Annotated in this window: 13 protein-coding genes and 1 pseudogene; 11 read left to right on the forward strand and 3 right to left on the reverse strand. The window is 66.5% G+C overall.

Going from position 1 to position 15,221, the window contains the following annotated elements; all coding sequences use genetic code 11:
• Positions 1 to 79 precede the first annotated feature (79 nt).
• Positions 80 to 463, reverse strand: a complete 384-nt coding sequence (locus tag HTY53_RS06100) for a hypothetical protein (protein WP_174105547.1) — start codon at positions 461 to 463, stop codon at positions 80 to 82.
• Between the two features lie 213 nt (positions 464 to 676).
• Complete coding sequence (locus HTY53_RS06105; protein ID WP_174105597.1) at positions 677 to 1,291, reverse strand: response regulator transcription factor; 615 nt, start codon at positions 1,289 to 1,291, stop codon at positions 677 to 679.
• A 415-nt stretch (positions 1,292 to 1,706) separates the two neighbouring features.
• Here HTY53_RS06105 and HTY53_RS06110 point away from each other — a divergent pair, with 415 nt between their 5' ends.
• The 10 genes from HTY53_RS06110 (at position 1,707) to HTY53_RS06155 (ending at position 12,453) form a co-directional block, all read left to right on the forward strand.
• On the forward strand, positions 1,707 to 2,393 hold the full coding sequence (locus HTY53_RS06110; RefSeq protein WP_174105548.1) for a hydrolase: 687 nt from the start codon (positions 1,707 to 1,709) through the stop codon (positions 2,391 to 2,393).
• Between the two features lie 47 nt (positions 2,394 to 2,440).
• Positions 2,441 to 3,262: an alpha/beta fold hydrolase gene (locus HTY53_RS06115; protein WP_174105549.1), complete on the forward strand. Its 822-nt coding sequence runs from the start codon at positions 2,441 to 2,443 to the stop codon at positions 3,260 to 3,262.
• Positions 3,263 to 3,279: 17 nt separating this feature from the next.
• Positions 3,280 to 5,232, forward strand: coding sequence for an amidohydrolase (locus HTY53_RS06120; protein ID WP_174105550.1), 1,953 nt, complete (start codon positions 3,280 to 3,282; stop codon positions 5,230 to 5,232).
• Positions 5,233 to 5,347: 115 nt separating this feature from the next.
• Positions 5,348 to 5,779, forward strand: a complete 432-nt coding sequence (locus HTY53_RS06125) for a DoxX family protein (protein WP_254599842.1) — start codon at positions 5,348 to 5,350, stop codon at positions 5,777 to 5,779.
• Complete coding sequence (locus HTY53_RS06130) at positions 5,776 to 7,401, forward strand: MFS transporter (protein ID WP_174105552.1); 1,626 nt, start codon at positions 5,776 to 5,778, stop codon at positions 7,399 to 7,401. Before HTY53_RS06125 ends, HTY53_RS06130 begins: the two co-directional genes overlap by 4 nt.
• Positions 7,402 to 7,453: 52 nt before the next feature.
• Positions 7,454 to 7,726 carry a XapX domain-containing protein gene (locus HTY53_RS06135; protein ID WP_174105553.1) on the forward strand — a complete coding sequence of 91 codons (273 nt, stop codon included), beginning with the start codon at positions 7,454 to 7,456 and terminating at the stop codon, positions 7,724 to 7,726.
• 19 nt (positions 7,727 to 7,745) lie between these two features.
• Entirely contained in the window at positions 7,746 to 8,810 is a 1,065-nt protein-coding gene (locus HTY53_RS06140) for a porin (protein WP_254599843.1), read from the forward strand.
• Positions 8,811 to 8,960: 150 nt separating this feature from the next.
• Complete coding sequence (locus HTY53_RS06145) at positions 8,961 to 9,344, forward strand: response regulator transcription factor (protein WP_368040922.1); 384 nt, start codon at positions 8,961 to 8,963, stop codon at positions 9,342 to 9,344.
• Between the two features lie 260 nt (positions 9,345 to 9,604).
• A complete protein-coding gene (locus HTY53_RS06150; protein ID WP_174105555.1) occupies positions 9,605 to 10,492 on the forward strand; it encodes a metal-dependent hydrolase in 888 nt (295 codons plus the stop codon).
• 191 nt (positions 10,493 to 10,683) lie between these two features.
• Positions 10,684 to 12,453, forward strand: coding sequence for a tannase/feruloyl esterase family alpha/beta hydrolase (locus tag HTY53_RS06155; RefSeq protein ID WP_174105556.1), 1,770 nt, complete (start codon positions 10,684 to 10,686; stop codon positions 12,451 to 12,453).
• A 125-nt stretch (positions 12,454 to 12,578) separates the two neighbouring features.
• Here HTY53_RS06155 and HTY53_RS24735 read toward each other — a convergent pair.
• Positions 12,579 to 13,805 (reverse strand): annotated as a pseudogene (locus HTY53_RS24735) (Rpn family recombination-promoting nuclease/putative transposase).
• Between the two features lie 398 nt (positions 13,806 to 14,203).
• Here HTY53_RS24735 and HTY53_RS06170 point away from each other — a divergent pair.
• Positions 14,204 to 15,175, forward strand: coding sequence for a tripartite tricarboxylate transporter substrate binding protein (locus tag HTY53_RS06170; protein ID WP_174105559.1), 972 nt, complete (start codon positions 14,204 to 14,206; stop codon positions 15,173 to 15,175).
• The last annotated feature ends 46 nt before the right edge of the window (positions 15,176 to 15,221 follow it).

Consider the following 15,221-nt stretch of genomic DNA (forward strand, 5'->3'; position numbering starts at 1 on the left):
GTCCGTTGCCTGCGAGTGGGCGGCCATTATAGACAGCGTGTGCGGCGCGCCGCCGTGTATCCCGGCGCGCCGCACGGGATCAAGCCTGGACTCGCGCGCCGTCGAGGTAAGGATTGACGCTGCGTGCGCCTTCGCTGAAGGCGTCGAAGCTACGGGCACCGTCCGTGTACGCATCGGCCGCACGACCCGGCGTCGCCGAGACGCCCACGCGGTCCAGCCCGGCGACCTTGCGCGCGCCATCGAGATAGGGGTCGGCCTTGCGGGCGCCCTGCGTGTACGGGTCGAAGCTGCGTGCGCCATCGCTGTGCACATCGAAGGTGCGCGCGCCGTCGGTGTAGGTCTGCGGCGTGCGGAACTCGTAGCCGTACTTGTCGGCGGGAACCGTCGCGGCTTGTGCGATGCCGGCACCGGCAAACGACAGCAGCAAAGCGGAGGCAATCTTCAGGGCGGCGTTCTTGGTCATGGCTTTCTCCTTCAATAGTCAGCGAATTTGAATCGATCCGGACGCTGCCGCGCTTTGGTTTGTTGCGCCGTTGCGTCGTCCATGTGCTGAACTATAGGGGGAGGCGGCGGCCGGAGAAGCGCCGCGGTTTGGCCATGTTATTCAAATATTTTGACAGCCGATTGAGCGCCCGGTCCGGGGCACCGGCCCGTCTCCGGGCGAAGCGGCGCTGCTTCAGCCGACCGGCAGGTTTTGCCGGATGCCCAATTGCTGGGCCATCAATACCAGGTCCGCGAAAGTCCGTGCCCTCATCTTGCGCATGGCCTGGCCGCGGTGGATCTTGACGGTGACTTCGCTGATGCCGATCTCCGCCGCGATCTGCTTGTTCAGCAGGCCGGTGACGGCCAGCCCCATGACCTCGGCCTCGCGCGGTGTCAGCGTGGCGTAGTGCCGGCGGATCTCCTCGACCTGGCGCATGCCGTGCCGTCGCGCACGGTCCTTGTCCAGCGCCGCCGTCACGGCATCGAGCAGGTCCTGGTCGCGGAACGGCTTGGACATGAAGTCCACCGCGCCGGCCTTCATGGCGGCGACCGTCATCGGGATATCGCCATAGCCGGTCATGAAGATGATCGGAATCGGCACGCCCATCTGCGCCAGGCGGGTTTGCAGGTCCAGGCCGCTGGGCCCGCGCAGCCGCACATCCAACACCAGGCAGCACGGCATGGCGGGCAGTTCGAAGGCAAGCAACTCTGCCGCGGAACCGAACAGCGCGACCTGCATGCCGACGGATCGAAACAGGTTGCCCAGCGCATCGCGCAGCCCCGCATCGTCGTCGACGATCAGCACCATCGACTCGCCGCCGGCAGCATGCGCCTCGCTGTGGGATGTCACGGTCGGTCCTCCAGTGTGCGCGATCAGATCTCGCGGATTATAGACACGGGCCGTGACGCGGCCCGCGGACCCGCCGATTTCAGCATAGGCGCGCCAGCCCGGCCACCCATACCTTTGTGTTAGTGCCGCTCGGCATCGCAGGCGACGCGGCTCGCCGGGCGCTGCGCCGACTGCCCTCCCCATCTCACGCCAACGGCAACTAATACGATCGGGCAATGGCGGCCCATGCCTGCGCCATCTAGTCTTCTGTCGGGCCGCATCGCCGTCCGCTTCGCCGATCGCGAACGGGTGCGATGCCGCCGTCCCGGCTACGCGTACCGCGAACGCCACCGTTCCCCTCCACCGACCCAGCCTCGTTTCCAAGGAGCACCCGATGGCCAACCCGAAGCTAGAAGTCCTGACCCCGCAGAACAGCCAGCTGATCATCATCGACCAGCAGCCGCAGATGGCGTTCGGCGTGCAGTCGATCGACCGGCAGACGCTGAAGAACAACGTCGTCGGCCTGGCCAAGGCCGCGAAGATCTTCAATGTTCCGACCACCATCACCACGGTCGAGAGCGAATCGTTCTCGGGCTACACCTTCCCCGAGATCCTGGACGTGTTTCCCGAGGCGAAGACGCTCGAACGTACCTCGATGAATTCGTGGGACGACCAGAAGGTGCGCGACGCGCTCAAGGCCAACGGCCGCAAGAAGGTCGTGGTGTCCGGCCTGTGGACCGAGGTCTGCAATACCACCTTCGCGCTGTGCGCGATGCTCGAAGGCGACTACGAGATCTACATGGTGGCCGATGCGTCGGGCGGCACCAGCAAGGACGCCCACGACTACGCGATGCAGCGCATGGTGCAGGCCGGCGTGGTGCCCGTGACCTGGCAGCAGGTGCTGCTCGAATGGCAGCGCGACTGGGCGCACCGCGACACCTACGACGCCGTGATGAAGCTGGTCAAGGAACACTCCGGCGCCTACGGCATGGGCGTCGACTACGCCTACACGATGGTGCACAAGGCCGAGCAGCGCACCGCCACGCCGCACCCGTCGATCGCGCCAGTGGCGGCACGCTGAAGCCTCGCCCCATCCCACCGCATCCACCTGACTCGAGGACCCAACCGATGAACACCATCACCGCCAAGGACGGCACCCGCATCTTCTACAAGGACTGGGGCACAGGCCGCCCGGTCGTCTTCTCGCATGGCTGGCCGTTGAACGCCGACGCCTGGGATGCCCAGATGCTGTTTCTGGTGCAGAAGGGCTTTCGCGTGATCGCGCACGACCGGCGCGGCCACGGCCGCTCGGATCAGCCAGCGCACGGCAACGACATGGATACCTACGCGGACGATCTCGCCGCGCTGCTGGACGCACTCGACATCCAGGGCGCGACGCTGGTGGGTCATTCCACCGGCGGCGGCGAGGTGGCGCACTACATCGGCCGCCATGGCACCAGGCGCGTCGCCAAGGCGGTGCTGATCGGCGCGGTGCCGCCGACCATGGCCAGGAGCGCGGCCTATCCCAATGGCCTGCCGCTGGAGGTGTTCGACGGCATCCGCAAGGGCGTCGCCGACAACCGCTCGCAGTTCTACCAGGACCTGGCCGTGCCGTTCTTCGGCTTCAACCGGCCCGATGCCAAGGTCTCGCAGGGAACCATCGACGCGTTCTGGGCGCAGGGCATGGCCGGCGGAATCGTCGGCCAGTACGCCTGCATCAAGGAATTCTCGGAGGTCGACTACACCGAGGACCTGAAGAAGATGACGGTGCCGACGCTGATCCTGCATGGCGATGACGACCAGATCGTGCCGATCGACAACGCGGCTCGGCTGTCCGCCAAGATCGTGCCGAACGCGACGCTGAAGGTCTACCCGGGCGCGTCGCACGGCATGTGCGTGATCAATGCCGACGAAGTCAATGCCGACCTGCTGGCCTTCCTGAACGCCTGAGCCGGAAGACCCAGCCTATGTCAGTCACCCGCCGGCAGTTCATCGCCTCGGCGGCCGCGCTGGGCGCGGCCGCCTCTTCGGAGCTATTCGCCATGTCACCGAACCCGACGCCCGACCTGATTCTCGTCAATGGCAAGTTCGCCACGCTCGATCGCACCAATCCGCAGGCTGACGCCGTGGCCATCGCGGACGGCCGCTTCATCGCCGTGGGCGAGCGCCAGGACGTGATGAAGCTGGCGGCATCGGGCACCCGCGTGATCGACCTGAATGGCCGGCGGGCCATTCCCGGGCTGATCGACAGCCATATGCACATCATTCGCGGCGGCCTGAACTACAACATGGAGCTGCGCTGGGACGGCGTGCGCTCGCTGGCCGATGCGATGCGCATGCTCAAGGCGCAGGTCGACCGCACCCCGGCGCCGCAATGGGTGCGCGTGGTGGGCGGCTTCACCGAGCACCAGTTCGCGGAGAAGCGCCTGCCGACCATCGAGGAACTGAATGCCGTGGCGCCCGACACGCCAGTGTTCATCCTCCATCTGTACGACCGCGCGATGCTGAACGGCGCCGCGCTGCGCGCCGTCGGCTACAGCAAGGACACGCCCAATCCCCCGGGCGGCGAAATCGTGCGCGACGGCAGCGGCAATCCGACCGGCCTGTTGCTGGCCAAGCCCAACGCCACGATCCTGTACGCGACGCTGGCCAAGGGCCCGAAGCTGCCGCCCGAGTATCAGAAGAACTCGACGCGCCATTTCATGCGCGAGGTCAACCGGCTCGGCGTCACCGGCGTGATCGATGCCGGCGGCGGCTACCAGAACTATCCAGACGACTACCAGATCGTCGAGGAGCTGCACCGCGAAGGCCATCTGACCGTGCGCCTGGCCTACAACCTGTTCACGCAGAAGCCAAAGGAAGAGCTGCGCGACTTCCAGAACTGGACCTCGTCGGTGCGGCCGGGCCAGGGCGACGATCTCTATCGCCACAACGGCGCCGGCGAGATGCTGGTCTACACCGCGGCCGATTTCGAAGACTTCCGCGTCGAGCGCCCCGACATGCCGCCGTCGATGGAGGCCGATCTGGAACCGGTGATCCGCCTGCTGGCCGAGAAGCGCTGGCCGTGGCGCCTGCATGCGACCTACGACGAGACCATCACGCGCGCGCTCGATGTCTACGAGAAGGTTGCGCGCGACGTCTCGTTCCAAGGCCTGAACTGGTTCTTCGACCACGCCGAGACGATCTCGGACCGCAATATCGACCGCATCGCCGCGCTCGGCGGCGGCATCGCCGTGCAGCACCGCATGGCCTACCAGGGCGAATACTTTGTCGAGCGCTACGGCGCGAAGGCGGCCGAAGCCACGCCGCCGATCAGGAAGATGCTCGAGCGCGGCGTCAAGGTCGGCGCCGGCACCGATGCCACACGCGTGGCCTCGTACAACCCGTGGGTATCGCTGTACTGGTTGACCACCGGCAAGACCGTGGGGGGCATGGCGATGTACCCGCAGGCCAATCTGCTGGACCGCGAGACCGCGCTGCGTTTGTGGACCGAGGCCAACACCTGGTTCTCGTCCGAGGTCGGCAAGAAGGGCCAGATCCAGGTGGGCCAGCTGGCCGATCTCGCGGTGCTGTCGTCCGACTACTTCTCGGTGCCGGGCGACGAGATCCAGGACATCACCTCCGTGATGACCGTGCTCGGCGGCAAGGTGGTCTACGGCGACGCCGAGTTCGGCCGGCACGCACCGGACCTGCCGCCGCCGATGCCGGACTGGTCGCCGGCCCGCCACGGCAGCCGCTACCAGCCCCGTCCGCAGGCGCAGGCGCAGGCACGCACGCTGGCGCTGAACACCGCCTGCGGCTGCGCGTCGTCGTGCGGCGTGCATGGCCACGCGCACGCGAAGGCGTGGACCTCCAACGTGCCGACCGCAGACGAAAGCGGGTTCTGGGGCGCGCTGGGGTGCTCGTGCTGGGCATTCTGATGGACAAGCCGACGTACGAGCCCACGTACGAACCCACGTACGAACCCACGTACGAGCCCACGTACGAGCCCACGTACGAGCGCACCTGCAAGCCGGCAACCGGAGAACGGACATGATGCTGTCGACCTCGCGGCCGTCGCGGGCCGATGACGATGCGGGCACACTGCCGCGCTGGCTGCGCTGGATCGCGCTGTTGCTGCTCTGTGCAGCCTATCTGCAGGGAGGGCTGGTCAAGCTGTTCGACTTCTCCGGTGCCGTCGCCGAGATGCGGCACTTCGGCCTGAACCCGGCGGTGCCGATGGCCGCCGGCACCATCGCGCTCGAGCTGGCCGCCTCGGCGATGATCCTGCTTGGAGTCTGGCGCTGGCTCGGCGCGCTGGCGCTGGCCGTCTTCACGCTCGCCGCCACGTTGCTGGCCAACCGATTCTGGAGCGCGCCGCCCGAGGCGCAGTTCATGATGGCGAACGCCTTCTTCGAGCATCTGGGCCTGGTGGGCGGCTTCCTGCTGGTCGCGTGGCACGACCGGCGTACGCGGAGGCCGGCATGAGTACCAGCGTGCCACCCGACACGGCGGCCGCGCCGGCATCGACCAGCAGCTTCGCCCCGCTGGCCAGGCCGACCTTCGCGGTGCTGTGGGTCGCCACCATCCTCGGCAATATCGGCAGCTTCATGCGCGATGTCGCCAGCGCCTGGCTGGCCACCGATCTGTCGACCTCCCCCGCCGCGGTCGCAACGATCCAGGCGGCCGCCACGCTGCCGGTGTTCCTGCTCGCGATTCCTGCCGGCGTGCTGTCCGACATCCTGGATCGCCGCCGTTTCCTGATCGTGATCCAGATCGGGCTGGCGCTGGTCAGCGGCACGCTGATGCTGCTGGCCTGGCGGCAGGCGCTGACCATCGAGATCCTGATCGCGCTTGCCTTCGTCGGCGGCATCGGCGCGGCGATGATGGGGCCGACGTGGCAGTCGATCGTGCCCGAGCTGGTACCGCCGAGCACGCTGCGGCAGGCAGTGGCGCTGAACGCGCTCGGGGTCAATATCGCCCGCGCCATCGGTCCTGCCACCGGCGGCCTGCTGCTGGCGGCATTCGGCGCGGCGGCCACCTACGGCGCCGATCTGCTCAGCTACCTGTTCGTGATCGCGGCGCTGATCTGGTGGCGACGCCCGGCGCAGCCCAGCGATCCGCTGCGCGAGCACTTCTTCAGCGCCTTCCGTGCGGGGCTGCGCTTCACGCGGGCGCACAGCAAGCTGCATATCGTGCTGCTGCGTGCCGCGGTGCATTTTGCCTTCGGCAGCAGCGTCTGGGCCTTGCTTCCATTGGTCGCGCGCCAGCTGCTGCACGGCGGCGCGGGGCTCTACGGCGTCCTGCTGGGCGCGGTCGGCGCGGGCGCGATCCTGGGCGCGCTGACCATGCCGGCGCTGCAGAAGCGGCTCGATGCCGATGGCCTGGTGCTGCTGTCGGCGGTGGTCACCGCCGCGGTGATGGCCGCGTTGTCGCTCGCGCCGCCCGTCTGGGTCGCCCTGCCGCTGCTGTTGCTGCTCGGCGCGGCCTGGATCACGGCGCTGACCACCCTGGGCGGCGCGGCGCAGGCCATCCTGCCGAACTGGGTGCGCGGCCGCGCGCTGGCGGTCTACCAGATGGTATTCAACGGCGCGCTGGCCGGCGGCAGCCTGATCTGGGGCTTCGTCGCGCAGGCGTTGGGCACGCCCAACGCGCTGTGGATCGCCGGCGCGGGCCTGATCGTCGCGACGCTGCTGCTGCACCGGATACGCCTGCCGCGCGGCGAAGAAGACCTCGGCCCGGCACACCACTGGCCCGAGCCGGAGATGGCCGACGAGATCGCGCACGACCGCGGTCCGGTGATGATCCTGATCGAGTATCGGATTCCGCCAGCGAACCGCGACGGCTTCCTGCACGCCGTGCACAAGCTGTCCGAGGAACGCCTGCGCGATGGCGCCTTCAGCTGGGGCGTGATGGAAGACCCGACCGATCCGGAGCTGCTGACCGAATGGTTCCTGGTCGAGTCGTGGGCCGAGCATCTGCGCCAGCACCGCCGCGTGCCGCACGCGGACGCCGACCTGCAGCGCGACATCGCCCGCTTCCACACCGGTGCCGAGCCGCCGCGCGTACGCCATCTGCTCGGTGTCGGCCTGCCGCCCGCGCCGCCCTGATTCCGCTCGCTTTCCGCTCGCTTCCCGCTTCCTTCCTGCTTACGAGGCTGCCATGAAGATCTATCTCGTTTCCTTGGGCGCCGGCATCCTGGTCGGCATCATCTATGCGCTGATGCAGGTCCGCTCGCCCGCGCCGCCGGCGGTCGCATTGATCGGCCTGCTGGGGATGCTGATCGGCGAACAACTGATTCCGCCGATCAAGCGCATGCTGGCCGGCGAGCCGGTCACGGTGGCCTGGTTCCATGCCGAATGCGTGCCGAAGATTACCGGCACGCCGGGGCCGACGCTTGTCGCCAATCGCAAGGATGGCGATGCGGCGCATTGACGCGCTCTGCTGCGCCGGCATGCTGACGATGACGTGCGGTTCCGCGCTGGCCGATGGCTCTGTCACGGTCTACGGCCGGCTCAATACCGCGATCGAATACACGCGGGCCAGCACGGCCACCGATGGCACCGTAGTCGGCAGCGGCATCCGCCAGAGCAACTATCGCTCGGTGTTCGGCCTGCGCGGCGAGCAGACGCTGGGCGGTTCGCTGAAGGCGCTATGGCAGATCGAGAGCAATCTGTCGCTCGATTCGGGCCAGGGCCAGATCGCCAGCCGCAATTCGCGCATCGGCCTGCAGGGCGACTACGGCCTGCTGTTCCTGGGCCACTGGCACACGCCGTATACCGAGTCGACGATGGGCTACGACCCCTACTACCCGACCACCGCCGGCTATATGGCGCTGATCGGCAATGGGTCGGCATCCACTTCCGACAACGTCGAGAACACCAGTTCGTTCGATCGCCGCCAGAAGAACATCGTGCAATACCGCTCGCCGCGCTTCGGCGGCGCCAGCCTGTGGTTCGGCTGGGGCTTGCCTGAGGAAAGGACGACGGTCGCACGCAATCCGTCGCTCTACTCCGCCGCGCTGGTCTACCAGCGCGGCACGCTCGATGCGACCGTCGCCTACGAGGTCCACCGGCACTACCAGGCGGCCGGCCGCAGCGACGACGCATTGAAGCTCGGCGTGGCGTGGCAGTTGTTGCCCGGCACACGCGTCGCCGGCGTCTACGAACGCCTGCACTACCGGACCGCCAGCGGCGATCTGCAGCGCAACGCCTGGTATGCGTCGCTGGTGCAGCAGCTGCGCCTCGGCAGCCTGCGCCTGGGCTTTGGATTTGCCGCGAATGGGACCGGTACGTCGACCGACACCGTCGGATTCGTCCGCAGCGGTCCGCGGACCGGCGCCATGCAATGGACGGTGGGCTACGACTATCCGCTGTCGAAGCGCACGGCGCTGTATGCGTTCTACAGCCGCATCGACAACAAGCGCAACGCCACGTACGACTTCGCCATCAACGGCCTGGGCATCGCGGCGGGCGCCGACCCGCAGGTGCTCGCGCTCGGCATGCGGCATACCTTTTAGGCAAACGGTGTCCGACGCCGAGCCGTGTCGGGTCATCACCGACATACCACCGTATGATTGGGCGCTCTGCCGTACCGCAGTATGCTTCGATCGAGCGATGGACGGGCCGAACGCCTCTGTCCATCGCGTCCGATTCCCCAAGGAACCCTTGTGACCTCGCCCCCCGTGATTGCCATCGTCGACGATGACGCCTCCGTCAGAGATGCCATGGGTAGACTGGTGCGGTCCTTCGACCTCGCGGTCGAACTCTACGGCAGCGGCGCGGCACTGCTCGCGTCCACCACGCTGGGCAGCGTCGCCTGCGTGATCACCGACATCCAGATGCCGCAGATGAACGGCTTCGCGCTGTGCGAGGCGCTGCGCGCGCGCGGCTGCCATGTGCCGATCATCTTCATGACCGCATTCTCCGACCACGGCCACGAACAGCGCGCCCGCGCGGCCGGCGCCGCGTGCTTCGTGAACAAGCCGTTCGAGGATACGGAGATCATCGGGTGTATCGAGCGGGCGCTGACTCGGGGTACGCCGACCTGCTAGTCGGGACTAGATGTCTCCGGCTCAGCCCTCCCAGCACCACCGTCGTGTTCCGCCGACTCAGCGCGATTACGCGTTAGAGGCATTTGAGGACGGGATCCGGGGAATCCGATGGCGACATTGTTCAGCGGGCGGGAGCAGGCCTCGGCGATCAAGGCGCGTCCGGTTGACACTGCCATGATGGGTGCCAATACTGCCTGTGCTGGTCCTGCCGGCTGCTCATACCGCCCCTGCGTGCTTCACCCACTTCCTCGGAGGACGCCATGCCTCAAGCCCGCCCGCTACTGCTCGCCGCCCTGCTGACACTGCTTACCGGATGCGCCGCCCACGCACCGACCACCGCGCCCACCGCCTCCACAGCAGGACCCACCCCTTCGGCCGCGGGCCAGGTGACCGCGGGAAAGACCGAGGTCCTGTGGCTTGGCCAGGCCGCCACGCGCATCACGACGCCGGGCGGGAAGGTTATCGTTATCGATCCCTGGCTGACGGCAAACCCGAAGACGCCCGCCCCGTTCAAGCAGCTGCAGACGCTCGGCAAGGTCGATCTGATCCTCGTCACGCATGCCCACGGCGACCACCTGGGCGATGCGCCCGCACTGGCGAAGATGCATAACGCCCCCATCTACAACGGCGGCGGCATGGGCCAGACGCTGGTCAGCCTCGGCATGGTGCCGGCCAACCTATCGCAGCGCTTCGGCAAGAGCGGCACGGTGACGCCGTTCGGTGCGAACGGTCCGAAGATCACCGCCGTGCATGCCGAGCACTCGTCCGAGCTGGTCTGGAAGAACCCGAGTTCAGGCAAGGACGAAGTCCACTACGGCGGCGAGCCGGTGGGCTACATCATCGAGATGGAGAACAGCTTTCGCATCTGGCACATGGGCGATACCGGCCTGTTCGCCGATATGCGGCTGATCGGAGAGCTGTACAAGCCGGACCTGGTGCTGATCCCGATCGGCGGGCATTTCACCATGGGGCCGCGGGAGGCCGCGATCGCCGTGCGCGAGATGATTCGGCCGAGGTACGCGATTCCGATCCACTATCTGACCAACCCCATGTTGCGCGGCACGCCGGCAGAGTTCACCGCGGCGCTGGGCGCCACGGAAACAACCCGGATCATCGTGCCCGAGCCAGGGCAGAAGGTCGACTTCTGAGGGGCCGGCGCTCTCCGCCTGCATTGTCCCCGCGATCCGATGGCAGCCTCGTTGCCGACCATCAGCCATCTCCGTGATTGACGCATCGCGCTGCGCCTCCTATGGTCGATTGGCCGCCCCCTTGCGCGGCCTGACAGCCTTGCCAAGTGCCGGTCCAGGGCCAAGGCGGAATATCGACATGGAGACAAAGCATGCAAGATACCAACACGGAAAATCCCCCGGACCAGCGCCGCGGCACCCGCCACGCTGACAATCCGGTCCGCGCCGCCTCCGGCGCGCTGCTGGCCGGCATCGTCCTGACCCTCTCCGCCTGCGGCGGCGACGATCACGAGCACAAGCCACCGCCCAGTGCCGCCAAGCCGAAGTCCTGCGCCGAAATGGCGAGCGTCGAAGTACCGGCCACGGCAATCGGACTGCCCACTTCTGGTGCGGTGGTCACGGAGGCGACCGTAGTACCGGCAGGCGGCAGCGGCGCGCAGACTACCGGCGAGTATTGCCGGGTGGCGGGCCATATCCGGCCGGTCGACCCCAATGCGCCGAACATTCGCTTCCAGTTGAATCTTCCGACCAACTGGAACAACAAGATCATGATGTTCGGTGGCGGCGGCTACAACGGCACGATTCCGTCGCCGCAAGGCAATGTGCCGGCCGGACCCGCCGACCAGCCCACACCGCTGGGGCGAGGCTATGCCACCTTCGCCAGCGACTCCGGCCATCAGGCCGGCGCGCTGGGCAGCCGGGATGGCTCGTTCGGCGTCAATGACGAGGCCTTGCGCAATTTCGCCAGCGACGCGTTGAAGAAGACCCGCGACACCGCGCTGCACCTGATCAAGGCCCGCTACGCGACCGAAGGACCGCGCAAGGCTTACTTTGCGGGAGGCTCCACCGGCGGCCGCGAAGCGCTCGCCGTGGTCCAGCGCTGGCCCGACGATTGGAACGGTGCCATCGTGCTCTATCCCGCGTGGAACGCCGCGACACTGGATCTGGCGTTTGGCCGCATCACGCGGGCGCTCGCTCAGCCAGGGGCCTATCCCAATGCCGCCAAACGTCGCGCACTCTTTGACGCCTCACTGCAGGCCTGCGATACGCTCGACGGCGTGCAGGATGGCCTCATCAGCAATGTCGCGGCGTGCAACGCCAGCTTCGATCCCGCGACCGCGACGCTGAACGGCGCCCCGCTACGCTGCGCGGGCGGCGGCGACACCGGCGACAACTGCCTGTCCGATCCGCAGATCGCGGCGCTGAAGGTCTACAACGCGCCGATCCAGTTCGCGTATCCGCTGGGCAGCGGCGAGACGCAGTACCCGGGCTTCAACATATGGGGAGCGGACCTTGGCATGTCGGGGCCATCGCCCGTGCAGGCGACGGTGATCGCGCTGGCGCTCAATCTCGACCAGCCCGCATCGCCAATGCCTGCCACGGCGCCATATTTCGCGGTGTTCTGGGACCAGTGGGTTCGCTTCTTCGTCACGCGCGATCCCAACTTCAATTCGCTGTCGCTGGACCCGGAGAATCCCGGCCCCTGGCAATCGCGGGTCGGCGAGCTGACCGCACTGCAGGACATCAACAAGACGGACCTCAGTGCGTTCGCCGCCAAGGGCGGCAAGATCCTGATGGCGCATGGCAATGCCGACGTGCTCGTCAGCTCCCGCGCGACGGCCCAGTATTACGAGCGCGTGCGCTCCACCATGGGCGCGGACCGGGTCGCGCAGTTCATGCGCTACTACGAAATCCCCGGCTATGGCCACGCCGCCAGCACCGTGTTCAACGCCGCGTGGGATTCGCTGACCGCGCTGGAAAACTGGGTGGAGAAAGGCACCGAACCGCCGGCACAGGTGGTCGCGGACACGGTCGGCGTGCCGGGGCGCACGCGCCCGCTTTGCCCGTACCCGACCTGGCCGCGGTACAACGGAGGCGGCGACATCAACGTGGCCGCGAGCTTCAGCTGCGTCACGCAATAACATTGGCGCGTCGGTTCTGAACGGCTTCGCGCTTTGGGAGGCCCGGTCTCGGGTGAACGCGAGGCCGGGCGGAGCCGGTGGGCTACATCATCCTACGAGGCCCGTCCTGACCTGCATTGCATGCGTCACGGCAGAAGCACGTCATCCAGGCACTGCGCCCCCAGGGCTCTCTCCTGCCAGACCTCCAACTGATCCGTTGAAGCGGCATCCAGCTTGGCGAGAATGTGTGTGGACAATGGGCCGAATCGAAGCCGCAGAAGCTTTTCCAGGGCTTTGGCTTGACCGATTTGAACCCCCTTCTCAATCCCCTGCTCGATCCCCTGCTCGATTCCCTTCTTGATCCCCTTCTCGATTCCCTGCTCGATCCCCTGCTTCGTATACTGCTGAGCCCACCGGTCGAATCGTGCCGACATTTCCATTTCCAACTCCTTGAGGTTATGTACTTCGGTTAAATGCAAAGCGTTCGGGGTCAGTGCGGCGAACCACGCGGTCATTGCTTGGTCAAGGGCAGCATTGTGAGCTGTCAATTCCCTCGCCAGCCGCAATGGTTCGAGCATCGCTTCAATGCTCTGTGCCCGTTCGAATCGCATCAGCACCGCCACCAGATTTCGCATCGCCGCCAATTGGGAATCCGTATAGCGAGTACGGTCGATCAGGCAATAGTTCAGGCGCGGCTGGTGACTCGCCAAGGACTGCGGCAGGGGCGAAATCATCGTCGCAATTTCCGTATTCGCCCGCCATGGTCTGCTGCCGTTGTAGAGCACGATCGGCAGCACCGCTGGATACTATGTGACGCGCCGGCGGCCAGGTCGACGGTCACGTCGGCGGCTCGCATCGCGGTAGAACATGCCGACGTAGGCCAGCATGCGTGCCGCCATGTCGGCATCGATCCGGCTTTGAAATTCAATCAGCAAGTAGAGCGGCTGCTCCTGCCCGGCGACGCCGATACGCCAAACCACATCGTTGATGCCGTAACGAAGGCGGTCCGACACATAGTTTCCCGGCACCGGCTCCAGGGAATTCCAGTCCAGCGCGCGCAGCCATGGGTCGTCGATGAAACCGTGTATCAGGTCGCGTACGACTTCCCGGAAGGAGAACACCAGCTTGTAAGAGGCATCGTGGTCCCGGCCGTTCGCCGGCGGGTGACCCGCATCGGCTGTTCCCCCGGGTTCGGCGACGCCCAGGCATATGGGATCGGGAAGGCGACGCAAGGTCGAATAACTTTCGGACGCATGGCGGACCGAATATGCCACTGGACAGCGCGGGGGATGCCGAGCGGGATAGGAGGCGGGATAGCGGGCGGGATAGCGGGCGGGATAACAAGCAACAGAGTGGTCGAGATCTTGGTTCATATGGCAAGGACATGAAGGAGATGGCAAGGCGCCAACATCCCCATAAGTTGCCAGCCGATCGGCTACAACGCTTGCCGAAAATTCCACCGTCTTAACAAGCAGTGACCTCTATAGGAAGCGCTGCGGCCTCGCACGCTATGGCGCCCCGGCGAGGCGCCCATTCCATACCGTCGGCGGCGCCGCGATGGGCGTCCCGCGCAGCCCTTCCTGTGCTCCCCATCCCGGTTAGTGATACCCTCCGCTATTTTGAAAACGCATATCTGGTCTCTGAAAATATGACTTCGCCCGCTCCACTCCCGCCCTCTAGACTTGCACCAGCCCAGCGGGACCGGCGCCATCCGGCCGCGACAAGCCAGCAAAACGACTGGTTCGGGACATCCCAAAACAGGAGACAGACAATGAAGAAGGCGTTGCTCGCCCTTCTGGCCGCTTGCGGCATGGCCGCGGTCGCACCGGTTCAGGCCGACACCGCCTGGCCTTCCAAGCCGATTCGACTGGTGATTCCATTCCCCCCGGGCGGCGGCACCGACATCCTGTCCCGCCTCGTCGCCAACCAGCTGACCCAGAGCGCCAAATGGACCGTGGTACCGGACAATCGCCCCGGCGCCGGCGGTACCATCGGCATTGCCGAAGCCGTACGGGCGACGCCCAATGGCTATGAGCTGGTGATGGGCCAGAAGGACAACCTGATCGTGGCCCCGTGGCTCTACAAGACGGTCAAGTACGACCCGACCAAGGATCTGGTGGCGGTGACCCATGTCGCCTATACCCCGATCATGATCGTCGCGCCGGCCAATTCGCCGTTCAAGAACATCGCCGACGTGGTGGCGGCCGCCAAGCGCGCGCCCGGCTCGATCAAGTATGGCTCGCCGGGCAATGGCACCACGATTCACCTGGCCGCGGAAATCTTCAGCCAGGCCGCGGGCATCAAGCTGCTGCACGTGCCGTACAAGGGCTCGAACGCCGCGATGATGGATGCCATCGCTGGCAACGTCGATCTGATGGTGGCCTCGGTACCGTCGGCCATGGCGCAGATCAAGGCCGGCAAGCTGCGCGCACTGGCCGTGACCTCGGCCACGCGCAGCACCTCGCTGCCCGATGTGCCGACGCTGGCGGAAAGCGGCTACAAGCAGGTCGATGTCAGCACCTGGTATGGCATCTTCGCCCCGGCCAAGACTCCCCGCGATGTGGTGGACAAGCTTGCCGCCGAAGTGAACAAGCAGCTCGCCACGCCGGCGATGATCCAGGCGATTCACGAGCAAGGCGCCGAGCCGAAGGTGATGACCCAGAAGCAGTTCGCCGATCTGGTTCAGTCCGACTACAAGAAGTGGAAGACCATCGTGCAGGAATCCGGCGCGACCGTGGAATAACGCGCGTCCCAGCTTCGCCGGGCGTATCCCGAACGCCGGCATGATC

The sequence above is a fragment of the Cupriavidus gilardii genome, from assembly GCF_013314895.1.
Taxonomy (GTDB): Bacteria; Pseudomonadota; Gammaproteobacteria; order Burkholderiales; family Burkholderiaceae; genus Cupriavidus; species Cupriavidus gilardii_C.